Source organism: Pseudomonas sp. GW822-FHT07A10, assembly GCF_058798795.1.
On the sequence record NZ_JBXAKV010000006.1, the window covers coordinates 100,703 to 116,601 of the forward strand.

The 15,899-nt window shown below is 49.5% G+C and carries 15 protein-coding genes; all 15 read left to right on the top strand.

The features are described from left to right. Positions 1–5 precede the first annotated feature (5 nt). The 15 genes from AC1RL4_RS12530 (at position 6) to AC1RL4_RS12600 (ending at position 15,897) form a co-directional block, all read left to right on the top strand. Positions 6–2,231: a polysaccharide biosynthesis tyrosine autokinase gene (locus tag AC1RL4_RS12530; protein ID WP_096480767.1), complete on the top strand. Its 2,226-nt coding sequence runs from the start codon at positions 6–8 to the stop codon at positions 2,229–2,231. A 211-nt stretch (positions 2,232–2,442) separates the two neighbouring features. Further along, positions 2,443–3,714: a DUF6369 family protein gene (locus AC1RL4_RS12535; RefSeq protein ID WP_230172852.1), complete on the top strand. Its 1,272-nt coding sequence runs from the start codon at positions 2,443–2,445 to the stop codon at positions 3,712–3,714. Next, the gene (locus AC1RL4_RS12540) at positions 3,711–5,171 is read left to right on the top strand and encodes an oligosaccharide flippase family protein (protein WP_028939769.1); all 1,461 of its coding nucleotides are present in this window, start codon (positions 3,711–3,713) and stop codon (positions 5,169–5,171) included. Before AC1RL4_RS12535 ends, AC1RL4_RS12540 begins: the two co-directional genes overlap by 4 nt. Then, entirely contained in the window at positions 5,168–6,319 is a 1,152-nt protein-coding gene (locus AC1RL4_RS12545; RefSeq protein ID WP_019581974.1) for a polysaccharide pyruvyl transferase family protein, read from the top strand. Before AC1RL4_RS12540 ends, AC1RL4_RS12545 begins: the two co-directional genes overlap by 4 nt. Positions 6,320–6,338: 19 nt before the next feature. Continuing rightward, the gene (locus AC1RL4_RS12550; RefSeq protein WP_026331906.1) at positions 6,339–7,202 is read left to right on the top strand and encodes a polysaccharide lyase; all 864 of its coding nucleotides are present in this window, start codon (positions 6,339–6,341) and stop codon (positions 7,200–7,202) included. Continuing rightward, positions 7,203–7,745, top strand: a complete 543-nt coding sequence (locus tag AC1RL4_RS12555; RefSeq protein ID WP_019581976.1) for an acyltransferase — start codon at positions 7,203–7,205, stop codon at positions 7,743–7,745. Positions 7,746–7,784: 39 nt separating this feature from the next. Next, positions 7,785–8,759, top strand: a complete 975-nt coding sequence (locus tag AC1RL4_RS12560) for a glycosyltransferase family protein (RefSeq protein WP_230172851.1) — start codon at positions 7,785–7,787, stop codon at positions 8,757–8,759. Positions 8,760–8,794: 35 nt separating this feature from the next. Beyond that, entirely contained in the window at positions 8,795–9,250 is a 456-nt protein-coding gene (locus tag AC1RL4_RS12565; RefSeq protein WP_230172850.1) for a glycosyltransferase family protein, read from the top strand. Then, the gene (locus AC1RL4_RS12570) at positions 9,251–9,727 is read left to right on the top strand and encodes a glycosyltransferase (protein WP_028939767.1); all 477 of its coding nucleotides are present in this window, start codon (positions 9,251–9,253) and stop codon (positions 9,725–9,727) included. 54 nt (positions 9,728–9,781) lie between these two features. Continuing rightward, a complete protein-coding gene (locus AC1RL4_RS12575) occupies positions 9,782–11,209 on the top strand; it encodes a mannose-1-phosphate guanylyltransferase/mannose-6-phosphate isomerase (RefSeq protein WP_019581980.1) in 1,428 nt (475 codons plus the stop codon). A 12-nt stretch (positions 11,210–11,221) separates the two neighbouring features. Then, positions 11,222–12,565 carry a UDP-glucose dehydrogenase family protein gene (locus tag AC1RL4_RS12580; protein ID WP_019581981.1) on the top strand — a complete coding sequence of 448 codons (1,344 nt, stop codon included), beginning with the start codon at positions 11,222–11,224 and terminating at the stop codon, positions 12,563–12,565. A 416-nt stretch (positions 12,566–12,981) separates the two neighbouring features. Continuing rightward, entirely contained in the window at positions 12,982–13,260 is a 279-nt protein-coding gene (locus tag AC1RL4_RS12585; RefSeq protein WP_028939766.1) for a hypothetical protein, read from the top strand. 86 nt (positions 13,261–13,346) lie between these two features. Then, positions 13,347–14,459 carry a polysaccharide biosynthesis/export family protein gene (locus tag AC1RL4_RS12590; RefSeq protein WP_172901206.1) on the top strand — a complete coding sequence of 371 codons (1,113 nt, stop codon included), beginning with the start codon at positions 13,347–13,349 and terminating at the stop codon, positions 14,457–14,459. Between the two features lie 14 nt (positions 14,460–14,473). Then, positions 14,474–15,133: a YjbF family lipoprotein gene (locus AC1RL4_RS12595; protein WP_032831007.1), complete on the top strand. Its 660-nt coding sequence runs from the start codon at positions 14,474–14,476 to the stop codon at positions 15,131–15,133. Beyond that, on the top strand, positions 15,130–15,897 hold the full coding sequence (locus AC1RL4_RS12600; protein WP_028939765.1) for a capsule biosynthesis GfcC family protein: 768 nt from the start codon (positions 15,130–15,132) through the stop codon (positions 15,895–15,897). Before AC1RL4_RS12595 ends, AC1RL4_RS12600 begins: the two co-directional genes overlap by 4 nt. The last annotated feature ends 2 nt before the right edge of the window (positions 15,898–15,899 follow it).

The window sequence follows — 15,899 nt, forward strand, 5'->3', positions numbered from 1 at the left end:
GACTTATGCAGCAAGCACCGGTAGTCAACGTGCGGGACGACGACAATGACGAGATTGATCTTCTCGGCCTGTTTGGAACACTCATCGACCATAGATGGCTGATTGCCGCGATTACCGGTGCCTTTATGGTGGCTGGGGCCGCGTATGCGGTGCTGGCGACACCGGTATTTCAGGCGAATGCGCTGTTACAGGTCGAAGCGAAGAAGAACGACTTACTGGGCTTCTCCGATATCGGCAGCATGCTGGGCAAGGAGTCTCCTTCGGCCACCGAAATCGAGTTGATCCAGTCCCGCTCCGTGATTGGTAAAACTGTCGATAACTTGAAACTTGATATTGTCATACAGCCGAAGTATTTCCCGGTTTTCGGAGAGTTCCTGGCGCGTCGATTCCAGAATAAAAATCCCGGTGAAATAGCCGAACCCTTGTTGGGGTTGAACAGTTTCGCCTGGGGAGGGGAGTCGCTGAAGATATTCAAACTGGATCTCCCCGACTCGCAACTGGGCAAGAAATTGACCCTGACCGCGGGTGAAAATGGTCATTTCACGTTGGTGGATGAAGATGACAATCTATTGGCGTCCAGCCGGGCCGGAGAGCTTTTCGAGCAAAATGGCGTAACGTTTCAAATAGAGGAAATGCACGCCAATCCTGGAACCCGCTTCCGCATTATCCGTAACCCCCGCCTGACCAGTATCCTCGACTATCAAGAGTCCCTGGATGTGGCCGAGCGTGGAAAAGAGTCGGGCATGATCGGTCTGGCGCTGGAAAGCACAGATCCGGACCAGGCGATTAAAATACTCAATGAAATCGCCGCTATATATGTACGGCAAAACGTAGAGCGCACTTCAGCAGAAGCTGCGCAGAGCCTGGCGTTTCTCAAAGAGCAACTTCCTGAGGTCAAGAAGGACCTGGAAAAAGCCGGCAAAGCGTTGAATGAGTACCAGACACGCAGCAAGTCCGTGGACATCACGCTCGAAACCAAAGCCATACTCGATCAGATAGTCGGGCTCGATACCAGCATTTCCGAATTGAAGCTGCAGCAAGCCGAGATGGACCGCAAGTTCACCCGTCAACATCCCGCCTATCGCGCATTGTTGACCCAGATCGGTGAGTTGAGCAGCAAGCAGAAAAGTTTGGCGTCCAAGGTGGAAGGCCTTCCTTCCACCCAGCAAGAACTGCTGAGCCTTACCCGGGATGTAGAGGTCGGTACGGCCATTTACACCCAGCTGCTGAATAAGTCTCAGGAACTGGATGTGATGCGCGCGGGCACCGTCGGTAACGTACGCCTGATCGACACCGCGGACGTCAATTTCCTCAAACCGGTCAAGCCGAAAAAAATCCTGATTGTATTGATCGCCACTATTCTTGGCGGCTTCCTGGCAGTGGCCCTGGTGCTCGTACGCAAGGCACTGAACCGCGGGCTGGAGAGTCCGGAAGCCATCGAGCAACTTGGGTTGCCGGTCTATGCGTCGATTCCCTACAGCATTCTGCAGAAAGCCGAAGAAGATAAAGTCTCCCGCGGACGAGGGCGCTCCAATGGGACTTCATTGCTGGCCGTCACTCATCCTACCGATCTGGCAATCGAGGCATTGCGCAGTTTGCGTACCAGTCTGCACTTCGCCATGCATGAGGCCGACAACAACCGCCTGATGATTTCCGGGCCTAGCCCTCAGGTGGGTAAAACGTTTGTCTCGGTCAACCTCGCGGCGGTGATAGCACAAACCGGGCTGCGGGTATTGTTGATCGATGTCGACATGCGCAAAGGCTATTTGCACAAAGTGTTAGGTGTTTCCTCAGACAACGGGCTCTCCGATATCCTGGCCCGGCGCTGTGATATGGCCACCGCCATCCACAAGACCCCGGTCGATAACTTTGATTTTGTCAGTCGAGGCCTGATTCCGCCCAATCCTTCCGAGTTACTGATGCACGCCAATTTCAGCGCGCTATTGGAGCAGGTGAGCAAGCAATACGATCTGGTGATTCTCGATACGCCGCCACTACTGGCGGTGACAGATGCGGCGATTGTCGGGCGTCTGTCCGGAACCAATTTGATCGTGACGCGCTATGGCCTGAACCCGGCGAAAGAAATCGAGTTGACCGTCCGCCGGTTCACCCAGAACGGCGTTGCAATTAAAGGCGCAATCTTTAACGGCGTGGAGAAAAAGGCTTCCAATAAATATGGCTACAGTGATTATGGTTATTACCACTATGCCTACGCCTCTGACAAAAACTGATGGGTATTGAACAGGTCGCATCATAAGTTCAGATGTTCGATAGCGCTGTTGTTGTGCTTGGGTTTTTATCGCTATTGCTGCACCGGATCATTAGCCAATGGGCATGATCAAACCGATATTTCATGGAAGCGCTACGTCCTGAGGAAGATGACGAAAAATCCTGGGGCGGTAGCGTGTCAAATGACAACATCAGCATAAAGAATATCAAACTATGTTTTACCTATTGTCTCTTATGGCTTTGTCAGCGGGTTTGCTTGCAGTAAAAGCCCCGAAATACTCAATTATATTTTTTGGCGTAATGCTGTCTGTTATCCCTACCGGGAATTCCTATAGCGAAATTATATCCTTAAAGGGGATCTATTTTTTCGATTTTTATATAGCTGGCGGACTGGGGGCGCTGTTAATAAGGCAGGTCGTGACACAAAGAACTCAATTAACAATGCCTGCTGGCCTTCTTTTTGGATGTGGGCTCTACGTGGTGTTGCTCGCGTGTGGCTTAATAGGATCTCCGAGTAAATACCTATTAAAAGACACTCGACCATTTATAATGATCCTGTCATTTATTGTGCTCACGAACATTGTTTCGCTGGCAGCGAAAACATTGACGCTGCAAACAATACTGAAAATATTGATTGCGATGACCGCCTTTAATATATTGGATATCGCTTGGCTGCGATTGGGTCTGTACAGTTTTCAAGACGTCTACTATGAAGAAAACGCCTACAGGTACCTTGATGGCGGTACATACGCAGCCGTTGCATATCTAATATATTATTTTATAGATCCACGCATATTTGAAGATAAGAAAAATCTGGCGAGGATCTGTTTGATGACCTCATTCCTCTGTCTGTTCATCGCCAATTCGAGATTTATCTTTGTTTCTGTTTTTGCAGCTATCATCATTCACCAATATACAAAGCCTGCCCGAATGATGGGTGTCATGCTATTAGGTTCGGTTGTATTGTTGGCCTTTATTGAAGTCAGTAACATGATTGGTGCTGATCGAATCAATGATGCGTTGTCATCTGAAGGCTTGGCAGTTCAGCTAACCACTCGCTTCAGCCCTGCGCTGGACTTGATAAGAAATATGAACCCCATGCACTACTTTGTCGGGCTAGGGGCCGGAACCCCTTTTGAAATTCCCTGGTTTGAATACCGTGGTCTCGATGACAAAAACTCGAATATCGACAGTGCGTACTTAACGTATTTTGTCAAATACGGGGTCATCGGCTTGTACTTGCTATTCGTATTTACTACGTCCATAACTCACCACTTAAAAACCCGTGTAGCGGTATCAATAGCCACCTTTCTGGCGCTGATGTTCATCGTATCGGCCACACCTTATCAGCCGTACGCTATCGGAATTGCTTATAGCGCAATCATTTTACGTGCCCTTTCGGAAAACACCGCCAGGCAACGTAAAAAAGCACTGACACTTCATCAACCGCTGATCACTCCACCTTTACAGGTTGAAGCCAGATGAACAATATGCTGTTGAAAAAATTTGTGTCCAGCACTGCGTGGAGTTTCATATCAGCAGTGGCTACGAAAGTCTCGGTTGTCATTACGGGTATCTTGGTCGCCAGAGTACTGGGTGCACAATCATTTGGAGAATATGGCCTGATACAAAGCGCCATTGTCATGCTCGCCAATGTGGCCGCCCAAGCCACAACGACGGCGACGGCTAAACATATTGGTCAGTTTAAAGAGACGTCTCCGGAAAAAACGGGCAGGGGTATCGCTTTAACGCTGATTTTTTCCTTATCCTTTAGTTTAATGATCATTGGCGTCGCCCTGTTTTTTCCGCTTTTCTTCTCCACCATTATTCTCGGCTCCGACAATCTGAAATATGTATCACTGATTGTATTGAGCACCATCACCTTCATCATTTTATCTGGATGGACCCAAGGCTGTTTAACTGGCTGGGGGCAATATCGGTCTATTGCGACGATCAATGGAATTATCGCCATCGTCGGGATCCCGGCAACTTACTTCTTGACGACAAAATTCAGACTCAATGGTGCGCTGCTGGGGTTGGCGTGCTCTCAACTGTTAATCGTGTTCTTTAGCGCGCTTGCATGCTGGAAAACATTGAAGGCAAAGAATACGGCGCTCAGTTTCAAAGGGGCAATGACTGAAAAGCATACCGTTCTTTCGGTCGGACTCCCGGTCTTGCTGACAGGACTGATGGTCGCTCCAATGAATTGGTTCGCGAATAAATTGCTGGCAGAAACAAGTAACGGGTTCGCCGCGTTAGGCATGTATGCAGCTGCCATGCAATGGAATGCAATATTCTCACATGTCTCCGTGGTATTAGGCTCCGTACTTGTCCCGATGCTAGCCGCAACGCTAGGAGGAAAAAGCCGGAAATTAGACGCCTTGAATTTTCTGTCTGGCTGGCTAATTGTATTGATCATTATACAGCCGGTCATCATGTTCCCCGAACTGCTGGCAAAACTCTATGGCAACAGCTTTCTCGGTCGGGATTTTGAAATAACGTTAATTCTGGTCATTCTGGGCTCGCTGCTAAGTGCATTTAAATCCGGCGTTTCAAGAAAAATGATCGTGATGGATTTAGCGTGGTACAGCGTCATGAGTAATATTTTGTGGGGTGTATTGTTCATATCCGGGGCCCTGCTCCTGAGGGAAGAAGGCGCCATCGGAATTGCCAAAGCATTCATTGGCTCGCAATTAATACACTTCCTGCTAGGCTTACCCTATTTCATATACAAAAAAATATTACCCTTGGAGTTGCTTGTCACCCCGAGAATATTGATTTTGTGGACATTGCCTTTTGTCAGTTTCATCTCAAGTGCTTACGTTGAAAGTGTCCTGTACCGACTGATGATAGTGGTCGTGATTTTTATCTATATTCTAGCGACGACATTTACCTTGAATACTATGTTTAATGAACCCGTAGAGATTGGAAGCCCAGCATGAATTCCAGTAAAGTTTATATCCGTGGTGCTTACGGCCCAGGCAATCTAGGTGATGACATATTGATGCTGTGCGTCATCAATATTCTGAAAAAAAGATACAAAGAGTCGGACATTGCCGTGGGGGTGGATCATCCAGCTGTCGCCAAAAATTTTAACCCGCGCATAAAATGGTTGCATATCAAGGAGCCCGTCAAAGCAGACTTGGTGGTTTTAGGGGGTGGCGGTCAGTTTTTCTCGTTCATTCCTCCCGCCAGGAAGGCTTCCTCAATTCAACTTAAGGTGTCAAAACTTTACAAAAGCATAAAAGCCCAAACGGATTTGAAATCCACTCTTTTACGTTTGTATGTAGGGATGCGCGGCGGGATAGACAAAATATTCTTTCATCGTCGTCTTGCTGCATTCTGTATCGGTTTAGGCCCGTTTGATGGTGGCGGCAAGCCGCTGAATCGCGCAGTCAATGTCATTAATCGTTGTGACTATATTTCCGTCAGGGATGGTACAAGCCAAAAGCATTGCAATGCTTTTGGTAAATCGGATGTCGACGTGTACACCGATCCGACCTTGCTTTCTGACCTATGGATCTCTAATACCGATCTGAAGATAAACAGCGTAAATAAGAACAAATACCTGTCATTTATCCTGCGGGATTGGCCGCATGATGCGAATGGGCAAAAATTCATCGAGGCTATGGTTCAGGCCGCTCATGAACTGTCCAAGCGTGGAGAGCATGTTCGTCTGGTGTCACTGTATAAAGAGCGCGACCAGCATCTTATCGATAAGCACCACACGTTTGAGTGGTTGTGCTGGGATGCCGCCGTCGATACGCCAGAGACGTTCATGGCGAAATTGATAGTTGAATCCGACGTCATTATCAGCGCCAGGGCGCATGGCGTACTTTTGCCTGCTTCCTTAGGCTATCCAACCATTGCAGTTGAAATCGAAAACAAGCTAAAAAAGGTACATGAGATGCTTCCTCGCGGCACCAAGCTGGTCAGCGCCCCTGACCATAACCTGATCATGGCGACCATTGGCGAATTCAGGCAAGCCAGAGAGCAAATGGCAGAGCACCTCAAACAAGAGATTTCACAGAGATCATCCATCGCACAAAATGCTGTTGATGATTTTTTGGCATGGGTCGATAAGAAATAAAATCAGAGGGGCAACTGACGTGAAAAAAAAAGCCTCGACGTTAATCGCTTTAGCCCTCTCTCTGCATGTGGCTACGAGCAGTGCATCCGATATAAATGACCGCTGTGAACAAAATGTTGAAAACATCTACCCAACACTTCCAGAAGATTCACAGGTGTTCGCCAGTCGTCATGGCAACAGGCGCGCACAGGACAACATAAAAGGCAGTGCTAATTTAACAAACAAAACCTACAGTCATGAAATAAAAGACATTACGGTGCATTATCCCGCCGGGTCGTACGATCCAGGTTCGATGGTCCGGTTGGGGTTGCCCTATGGGGGGATTGAATTCAAATCCAAGCTCAAGCAGCCGGGTAGGGAATGCCTGATTCTTACGTATGAATTGAAATTCGATAAGAACTTTAATTTTGTAAAAGGCGGAAAACTTCCAGGGCTCTACGGCGGCACAGGCAATACCGGCGGAAAAATACCTAATGGCCATGATGGTTTTTCCACTCGCTACATATGGAAAGAAAACGGTGTCGGTGCAATCTATGCTTATTTACCCACCAGCAAAACATGGGGCACAGCGATAGGCCTGGGTTCCTGGACGTTTAGTGTCGGCCAGTGGCATACATTGGAACAACTCGTAAAGTTGAATACGCCGGGTCGCGCCGATGGCGTGATTTCTATTTGGTATGATAAGAAACTGGTGCACTCCGAAACCGGGTTGACGTTCAGAGACACTAAGAACCTGACGATCGATGGACTGCTATTTTCTACGTTCTTCGGTGGAAACAATGCATCCTTCGCCACACCTGCCAGTACCAATATACAGTTCAGAAATTTCGTAATGAGTTCACATCGCATCGCTAATACATCAGGGCAGAGTGCAGGTAACTAGATGAAGAACTTGAAGCTCAATATCAAGAAGGTCGCCGTGGCCTTGTTTAATACGGCGCTTAACCTGGTTTTCTTTTTCAGTTTGAGACGCTCACTGCTAAGGGCGACGGGCTGCCGTATTGGCGTTAAAACCACTGTCCATAGGAAAGTCGTTTTTTTTTCATTCGGTAAGTTCTCAGTAGGAAAAAACTGCACCATAAATTACAACTGTTACATGGATAATAGAGCGGGAATTCGCATCGGCGACAATGTCAATATATCTCATGGCACAAGGATTTATACACTGGGGCACGATATCGACGACCCCATGAGTCACACGGTCGGGAAGCCGGTTGTCATTGAAGATAACGTTTGGATCTTTCCCAGTGTGATGATTATGCCAGGCGTCAAAATAGGAAAAGGTGCAGTCATTTATCCTGGTAGCGTTGTTACACGCAATATTGAAGAGTATTCGATTGTGGGAGGGAATCCGGCTAAACATATTCGCTTCAGAAATAAACACATTCAGTACAGCGCGGATTTTCCTATTTGGTTTGCATTGTAGTGCCCAGTTTTCTTTACTATTCTTACGCAGGATTCAGAAGTGAAATCATTAATGATCGCATGGGTCGGCTATCAACGACGCGCCGACACAATGAAAAAATATTGGGCGTATGACATTCTACATCTACCTAATAAATTCAAAAAAAAATATGCACGTCCATTGGATTATTTAATTAAGGCTTTTAAAACTATTAAATCGCTTTTTGTCGGTGCGCCGGAGGTTCTTTGGGTCCAGTTGCCGCCGAGCCCTGTGTTGCACATAGCACTGGCCTACAAGTTTTTTATTAATAGGCGCCTCAAGATTATTGCTGATGTACATAATAGTTTGTTGCGCAAGCAATGGATAACCTTCCCGGGCACAGTGTCCTTGCTCAATAAAATTGACGCCGTTGTGGTTCATAACTTCAAAGTCAAAGAGGAGTTGTCCCGCTCAGGCGTTAATGTGGAAAATATTTTCATCCTGGAGGATTTGCCGTGTGATTTTAATACTCCTCCTGCCAGTGATCATCAGACACCCTACGTGCTTTTTCCCTGTTCTTTCGATGTCGACGAGCCGATAGAAATCGTTATTAAGGCAGCCAGAGAAATGCCGCATGTAGACTTTTTTATCACCGGGAGGTATGGAGGAAAGTTGTCCGGAGCTCTCATCGCGTCAATGCCAGACAATATAAAGCTTACGGGTTTTCTGAGTAAATTGACTTTCGAACAACTGCTGTGCAACGCAAACGTCGTTCTCGGCCTGACAACGCGCGACAATGTCCAGTTGAGTGTGGCAAACGAAGCGGTTAGCGCCGGCAGGCCGATGGCACTTTCGAACACACCAGTACTGCGATCATTGTTTTCGGACGCTGCTGTATTTGTTGATACGTTAGACCCCCTGTCAATAAAGTTCGGACTTTCTCAACTCCTCGAAAATGAAGAGCTCTATAAGGAAAAGTCAGCGTTGTTGAAAGCCAAGCGAATAACACGTTGGGAGGGGCAGGCGGAGTTATTGAAAGCAGCTGTTGTTATCTAATGATGTCTATTAATCCTGACAGAAAGGGATTCGTCATGAATCAATCGTATGATGTTTTACTGATTTGTTCCGGAGGTGGGCACTGGGTACAAATGAGCAAACTGCTTCCAGCGTTTGACGGCCAAAAAGTCAACATTGCTACCGTCGATACAAGCGTTCGCTCACAGTACCCACTTCACGATTTTGTTAAAGTTCCCGATTTCAATAGAAGTGAGCCCTTCAAAATAATTAAAGGGTTCTGTCAGATCTTCAACATCGTTTACCAAAGTAAAGCGAAATATGTCATCTCTACGGGAGCTGCACCGGGTCTGCTGGGTTTGATCACGGCAAAGATCATGGGAAAAAAAACGCTGTGGATTGATAGTATCGCGAATCCAAAAAAAATATCGTTGTCCGGCAGAATAGCTTCTTGTTTTGTAGATGAAATACTCACGCAATGGCCCACTCTTTCAGAAAACGGCAGGGCTCAATATAAAGGGAGGGTTGTTTAAATGATATTCTGCAGCGTTGGTACTCAAGCACCCTTTGAGAGAATGCTCAGCTATTTAAGTGAATGGAGTCATGCAAACCCCCATATCCCTATTGTTGCCCAAGTCGGCAATGATGAAAGGGACTTGGGGCACATTAGCGCATTCAAGACAATAGCCGAACCTTTTTTCTCCGAAAACTTCAACGCCTCAACAGTTGTCGTTTCTCATGCGGGCATGGGTAATATCATTCGCTCGCTTGAGCTGGGAAAGCCAATAGTTATTGTGCCCCGGGATAGTAGCCGTGGTGAACACATTAATAACCATCAGTACGACACTGTCGAGAATTTTTCGGGCTTTCCATCTGTTTTCATTGCCCATGATAAAGACGAGTTTTTTTCGGCTATCGATTCGGCACTCAATTACAGCAATGCTGAAATTCCTTTGGATTTCACAGAAAGAGATCGTTTAATCAGTTATGTAAAGTCATTTGCGTCTTGACTCCTCGCTGTTTGTCGGCGCTCTCTTATCACTTTTAATTATTGAGTAATCGCTATGATTCCAGTTATTTTGTCTGGTGGTTCAGGCACACGTCTGTGGCCGCTTTCAAGAGCACTCAAGCCAAAACAGTTTATGTCGATACACGGTGATCTGAGTTTATTTCAAGCTACTTTGGATAGAATAAAGAATCTGTCTGCAGAGGGAGATAGCTTAAGTCCTCCGATAATCGTTTGTAACGAAGAGCATCGCTTTATCGTGGCTGAGCAAAGCAGATCACTGGATATAAAGCCACAAAAAATACTATTGGAACCCTCTGCGCGAAATACCGCGCCCGCTATAGCGGCTGCGACACTGACAGCCCTGGAGGACGGGGATGATCCTATCCTGTTGGTTTTGGCTGCAGACCATGTAATAGCCGACGTTGATGCTTTTAAGGCTTCCTTGGCGTTGGCTAAGTTGGAAGTCAATAAAGGTAGAATTGTTACCTTTGGGGTTGTACCCACTAAGCCAGAGACGGGTTACGGCTATATCCGTACTCAAACGGGTGCTGCCGACGGCGCTGCGCACGTCGATGCTTTTATAGAAAAGCCCGATCTGGAAACAGCACAAAGCTACCTTGCACAAGGAAACTATTTCTGGAATAGCGGAATGTTTATGTTCCGGGCTTCCGTCATGAAATCGGAACTGGAGCGCTTGAGTCCTGACATCATTGTCGCAGCAGAGCTTTCTCTCGCCAACGCAACGCATGACCAGGATTTCACCAGGCTCAGTCAGGTGGATTTCGTGAACGCGCCCAATGTGTCCATTGATTATGCGGTCATGGAAAAAACCGACATCGCTTCAGTCGTTACCCTCAACTCCAGTTGGAGCGATCTTGGTGCATGGGATTCGGTTTGGGAGGCGGGAACGAAGGATGAAAATGAAAACTGCACACAAGGGGATGTGTTGCTGCAAGGCGTTACTAACAGCTATGTCCACTCCAGTCATCGTCTAGTTACTGTTCTGGGTATAAGTGATGTCGTTGTCGTCGAGACGTCGGACGCGATATTGGTGACGACCAAGGACCACTCTCAAGACGTCAAGAAAATAGTGTCTGAACTCACTAAAAATAATCGAGTCGAGGGGGCTAGTCATCGTGAAGTCTATCGGCCGTGGGGGAAATATGACTCAGTGGACCAAGGTCATAGATATCAAGTGAAGCGAATCACCGTCAAACCGGGGCATAAACTTTCCGTTCAGCTTCACCATCATCGGGCAGAACACTGGATCGTGGTCTCAGGAACCGCAAATGTGCAAATCGCTGACAAACAGGTGTTGTTGACCGAAAACCAATCTACCTTCATACCCATCGGGGTTGTGCACTCCCTTGAAAACCCGGGGAGAATTCCTCTTGAGTTGATAGAAGTTCAATCAGGTTCTTACTTAGGCGAAGATGACATCGTTCGTTTTGAAGATCGCTATGGTCGCCTCGAGCTCGTTTAAAGGATTATTAAAATGAATGTTACGGTTTTTGGAATAGGTTATGTGGGCCTCGTGCAGGCCGCTGTACTTGCTGACGCAGGTCATGACGTATGTTGCGTAGACGTCGATGCTATTAAAGTCGAGAACCTGAAGAATGGAATTATTCCTATCTATGAGCCTGGGTTGAGTGCTCTTGTAGAAAAATGCCATGAAGCAGGACGTTTACATTTCACAACTGATGCCGCACAAGGCGTGCGTCATGGTGAAATCCAATTTATTGCAGTCGGTACGCCTCCAGACGACGATGGCAGTGCTGATTTAAAATACGTGCTGTCTGTTGCCACCACCATCGCACTCAACATGACGGAGGCTAAAATTATTGTTAACAAGTCTACTGTGCCTGTTGGTACGGCGGATAAAGTCAGAGCTAAAGTTTCCGAAGTATTGACGTCCCGGGACCTTGAGGTGGAGTTTCACGTTATCTCCAATCCCGAGTTCCTGAAGGAAGGTTCTGCGGTGGCAGACTGCACCCGTCCCGATAGAATTATCATAGGCAGTGATAGCAGTTACGCGGTGGACCGAATGAGGCAACTCTATGAGCCTTTCAACAGAAACCACGAAAAAATCATCACGATGGACATCAGAAGTGCCGAACTGACGAAGTATGCGGCCAACTGTCTACTGGCAACAAAAATTTCATTCATGAATGAAATGGCCAATTTTGCCGAGCGATTGGGCGCGGACATTGAGGCCGTTCGTAAAGGCATCGGCTCTGATCCACGGATTGGCTACGATTTTATCTACCCCGGCTGTGGCTATGGCGGCTCCTGTTTCCCAAAAGATGTACAAGCCCTGGAACGCACCGCGTCGTCGATCGGCTATAAAGCAACGCTTTTGTCAGCCGTAGAGGAAGTCAACAAGCGACAAAAGGAACATCTCTTCGAGCATATCCAACATCACTTCGATGGGCAGCTGGAGGGAAAAACGTTTGCTATTTGGGGCTTGGCTTTCAAGCCCAATACAGACGATATGCGAGAAGCATCCAGTCGCGTCCTGATTGAACAGTTGCGTAGCGTTGGCGCCAGAGTACAAGCCTTCGACCCCGAAGCGATGGCCGAAACACAACGCATTTACGGGATGAATGAAGACTTGCTTTTAATGGGGACTAAAGAAGCCGCGCTTCAAGGTGCTGATGCCTTGATCATTGTCACAGAATGGCGCGAATTCAAAGCTCCCGACATGGACCTTATAAAGGAAAAATTGAGCGCTCCTGTCATATTTGACGGTCGTAACATATTTGATCCTCACCGCATGAAAGCCAATGGATTCGACTACTATGGTATCGGTCGTGGTCTATCGGTAAGGCCTGTCATTTAATTCTGCCCAGGTCGCAAACACCATAAAAGGCTCTTCCATACTTGTCCGTGTGCTGACGCGGACAAGTCCGGTAGTCAACAAACTTAGATAATGCTGACCATTAATAACAATGCTTCAGCGCACTGGAAGATTTTCGTACAAGAATTTGCAGAAAAAAATAGTAAAACTTCGGTTAATTTCTTAGAAAATCAGAAAAAAATGCGCCCGGGCCTCTCGTGAGCGTGCAGTCTATTCCAGCCTTTCGAGGAATGTTGGCCACTGGTTTACGTTACCAACGAGTGAGATGATTCCCAGGAGGCGACGTGCGTGATCTGACAAGATCTTTGTGAAGTGATCATTGCCTCTTCATCTCCGTTCCATTCCTGCTCCCTTATTATGAAGTTATATAAGGGTCTAATATCGAGAAGGAGTCTGATATGAAGAAACTACTTACGGCCAGCTTGCTGGCTGTCATGAGCACCGCAGCATTGGCGGCGGATGAACCGGCTGCTGAAACGGCGGCTGAAACGGCTAGCGAGCCACTGTCCCTGAGCACTCCGCTGGTTGGGGACGTGACGGTCGCCGAAACCGTGGTGATCGGCGCGGCCATTGTCGGCGCTGCGGCGGCCGCTTCAAACTCTGGAGGCAGTTCCAATGGCGGTACCTCTGGAACGGGTGGCACAACCGGTACTGGTGGTACGACGGGTACCAACTAAACCCCGCGAAGTATGTTGTTCAAGATCACTCAGAACTTTCTGAGTGATCTTGTTTTAGATTTGCCCTCGACTAGCGTAGTGCCATTATGATCCGTAGATTATCTGTTGTTATGCTGGCAAGTATCAGCTTGCACGGCTGTATGTTTTCGCCTGGTCAACACATGGACACCAGTCAAATGGTCAGTGACGGCTCTCCGGAAAGTAGCCGAGTGGAGCTTATTCCCATCACGCCTAAATTGATTGCCATGGATGCCGCCACGCAAGTTCGCGAATCCGTTCCCCCGGCATTGTTGTCCTATGTTCCAGGCGGTTATCGCGTGGGTGCCAACGACCTGTTATTTATCACGGTCTGGGATCACCCCGAGTTGACGGCGCCTTCGGGGCCGCAACAGCAAATCGATGCCAACGGGCGTCTGGTTCGTCCGGACGGCACGTTGTTTTATCCCTACATCGGTAATATCCCAGCCGCCGGTAAAACCATTGAAGAGTTGCGGGCCTTTATTGCCGAGCGCTTGTCGCAATTTGTCGAAAGCCCCCAGGTCGACGTCAGCGTATTGCGCTTCGCCAGCCAGACTGTGGTGATTTCCGGTGCGGTGCTCAAAGCTGGCCAACAGCCGATCACTACCACACCGTTGAGCGTGGTGGAGGCCGTTGGCGCGGCCGGTGTGGACCCCTCGAACGCAGACCTGTCAGGCCTGACGCTGACCCGGGACGGGCGCGAATACAAGCTCGATCTGGACACCCTCAATCGCCAGGACTCACAGCTGCAAGCCGTTTACCTCAAGGGCGGCGACCGGCTGTACTTGCCGTATAACGACCAAAAGCGGATCTATGTCATGGGTGAGGTCAACTTGCCTCGCGCGCTGAGCTTCAAAGGCAAGTCGATCAACCTGACCGATGCGCTGGGCACAGTGGGTGGCTTGAACCAGACTACCTCGAACGGCAATGCGGTGTACGTGATTCGCGGCGCCGACCACCTGGAAACTGAACCGGCCAAGGTGTTCCAACTCGATGCCGAATCCCCTTCGGCCCTGGTACTGGCCACCCGTTTCGACTTGCAACCGCAAGACATCGTCTATGTCGGCCCGGCCGGCGTGACGCGCTGGAACCGTCTGATCAGCCAGCTTCTGCCTACGGCCAGTGTCCTGGGGACCGGCGCCAGCTCTCTCAATAACCTCAGCGAAGCCAACAGCAGATAAGGCTCTATCCCGCCGTGAAAACTTTGCCTACCTGCGCCGGTCTGACGATGGCGCTCTTGCTGTGCGGGTGTAACCCGTTGATGAAGGCCTCCTGGGACACCCTTGAGACATCCGTCGCGGGGCCTGCCTCCATCAATTTGACCCGTGCTCAGGTCGACGCCGTGCCGTATCCGCAGATTCTGGTCACCACCCCCTCCAGTGAGGGTGTGATGGCCATGGCTCGTCGGCGGGGCGACCTGCAGTTCTGGGTCGCATCTGGCAAGCAGGTGCTGATGATGCGCGACGGTCTGGTGGTGCGCACTGTCGGGCTGGGCGTTTCCCTGGACGGTACTCGCTTCAATGAAGAGTCGCCCTTCAAGCGTGGCCTTCAGCATTTGCCCGACGGCTATACCAGCACGCGCTGGATAGACATCTACGACGGCAACCGCATCGGTATCGCGGTCAACAGCCGTTTCAGTCCCCATGGCATCGAGACCATCAGCATTCTGGACAAGGATTACGCCTTGCTACGCATCGACGAGCAGGTGGATGCACCCGCCCTGAATTTCCGCGCCACCAACCGCTACTGGGTCGACCCCCAGGACGGTTTCATTCTGCGCAGCGAGCAGCATCTGACGCCGCAGCTGTTTCTGAAAATCGTGCAGGTGCGCCGTGATCGGGGAGCTGCCCGGTGAAGTGTTCAAACCTTTTCTTGCTTGGCCTGCTGTTGATCGGCCCGGGCGTGGGCCAGGCGGCCGTGACAGTCAGCGGTGACGTGCGTAGCCCTGGCCAATTCGAAATCAAGCCCGGTGCGCGCTTGCTGGATGTCATTCGTAACGCCCAACCCAATGCCGAAAGTTACTGGCTGGGCGCGGCGTGGCTGCACCGTTCATTAGTGGACAAGCAGACGCGTTTGAAAGCAGGTGTTCTGTTCGATCTGAAACTGCTGCAACGGGGGGCCTTGCTCGATGGCAAAAACACGCGAGCAGAATTGAGCGCGCGCCTATATGAGCAGGTCGCGCAACTGCCGGTCACCGGACGTCAGGTCGCGGTGCTCGATCCGATCGCTGTGGAAACGGGGTTCGCCCGCAACGCGCTGCTGGATGATGGCGACCATCTGATTTACCCCCAGCGGCCGTCCACCGTGGAAGTTTTCGGGGCGGTCGCGCAGCCTTGTCAGGTACCTTACCGAGCCCTGCAGGAAGTGCGTGCCTATGCCCGTGACTGCGCCATTCTTGGCGACGCCGAGGGCGACTATCTGTGGCTGATCCAGCCTGACGGCCAAGTGCGGCGCCTGGGCGTGGCGGCGTGGAATCGTGAGGATGGCGTCGTGGCGGCGCCCGGCAGCAAGATCCTGGTGCCGATCAGGAGCGACGATCTCGAGACGCCGACCCCTGAGCTCAATCAACAACTGGCCGAGTTTCTCGCCACTCAACCGCTGGCTGAGGTGGCCCCTTGAAG

Bases quoted from the DNA above. Each gene is read 5' to 3' on its own strand.
- AC1RL4_RS12530 (WP_096480767.1), top strand. From the start codon at position 6: ATGCAGCAAGCACCGGTAGTCAACGTGCGGGACGACGACAATGACGAG.
- AC1RL4_RS12535 (WP_230172852.1), top strand. From the start codon at position 2,443: ATGTTTTACCTATTGTCTCTTATGGCTTTGTCAGCGGGTTTGCTTGCA.
- AC1RL4_RS12540 (WP_028939769.1), top strand. From the start codon at position 3,711: ATGAACAATATGCTGTTGAAAAAATTTGTGTCCAGCACTGCGTGGAGT.
- AC1RL4_RS12545 (WP_019581974.1), top strand. From the start codon at position 5,168: ATGAATTCCAGTAAAGTTTATATCCGTGGTGCTTACGGCCCAGGCAAT.
- AC1RL4_RS12555 (WP_019581976.1), top strand. From the start codon at position 7,203: ATGAAGAACTTGAAGCTCAATATCAAGAAGGTCGCCGTGGCCTTGTTT.
- AC1RL4_RS12565 (WP_230172850.1), top strand. From the start codon at position 8,795: ATGAATCAATCGTATGATGTTTTACTGATTTGTTCCGGAGGTGGGCAC.
- AC1RL4_RS12570 (WP_028939767.1), top strand. From the start codon at position 9,251: ATGATATTCTGCAGCGTTGGTACTCAAGCACCCTTTGAGAGAATGCTC.
- AC1RL4_RS12575 (WP_019581980.1), top strand. From the start codon at position 9,782: ATGATTCCAGTTATTTTGTCTGGTGGTTCAGGCACACGTCTGTGGCCG.
- AC1RL4_RS12580 (WP_019581981.1), top strand. From the start codon at position 11,222: ATGAATGTTACGGTTTTTGGAATAGGTTATGTGGGCCTCGTGCAGGCC.
- AC1RL4_RS12585 (WP_028939766.1), top strand. From the start codon at position 12,982: ATGAAGAAACTACTTACGGCCAGCTTGCTGGCTGTCATGAGCACCGCA.
- AC1RL4_RS12590 (WP_172901206.1), top strand. From the start codon at position 13,347: ATGATCCGTAGATTATCTGTTGTTATGCTGGCAAGTATCAGCTTGCAC.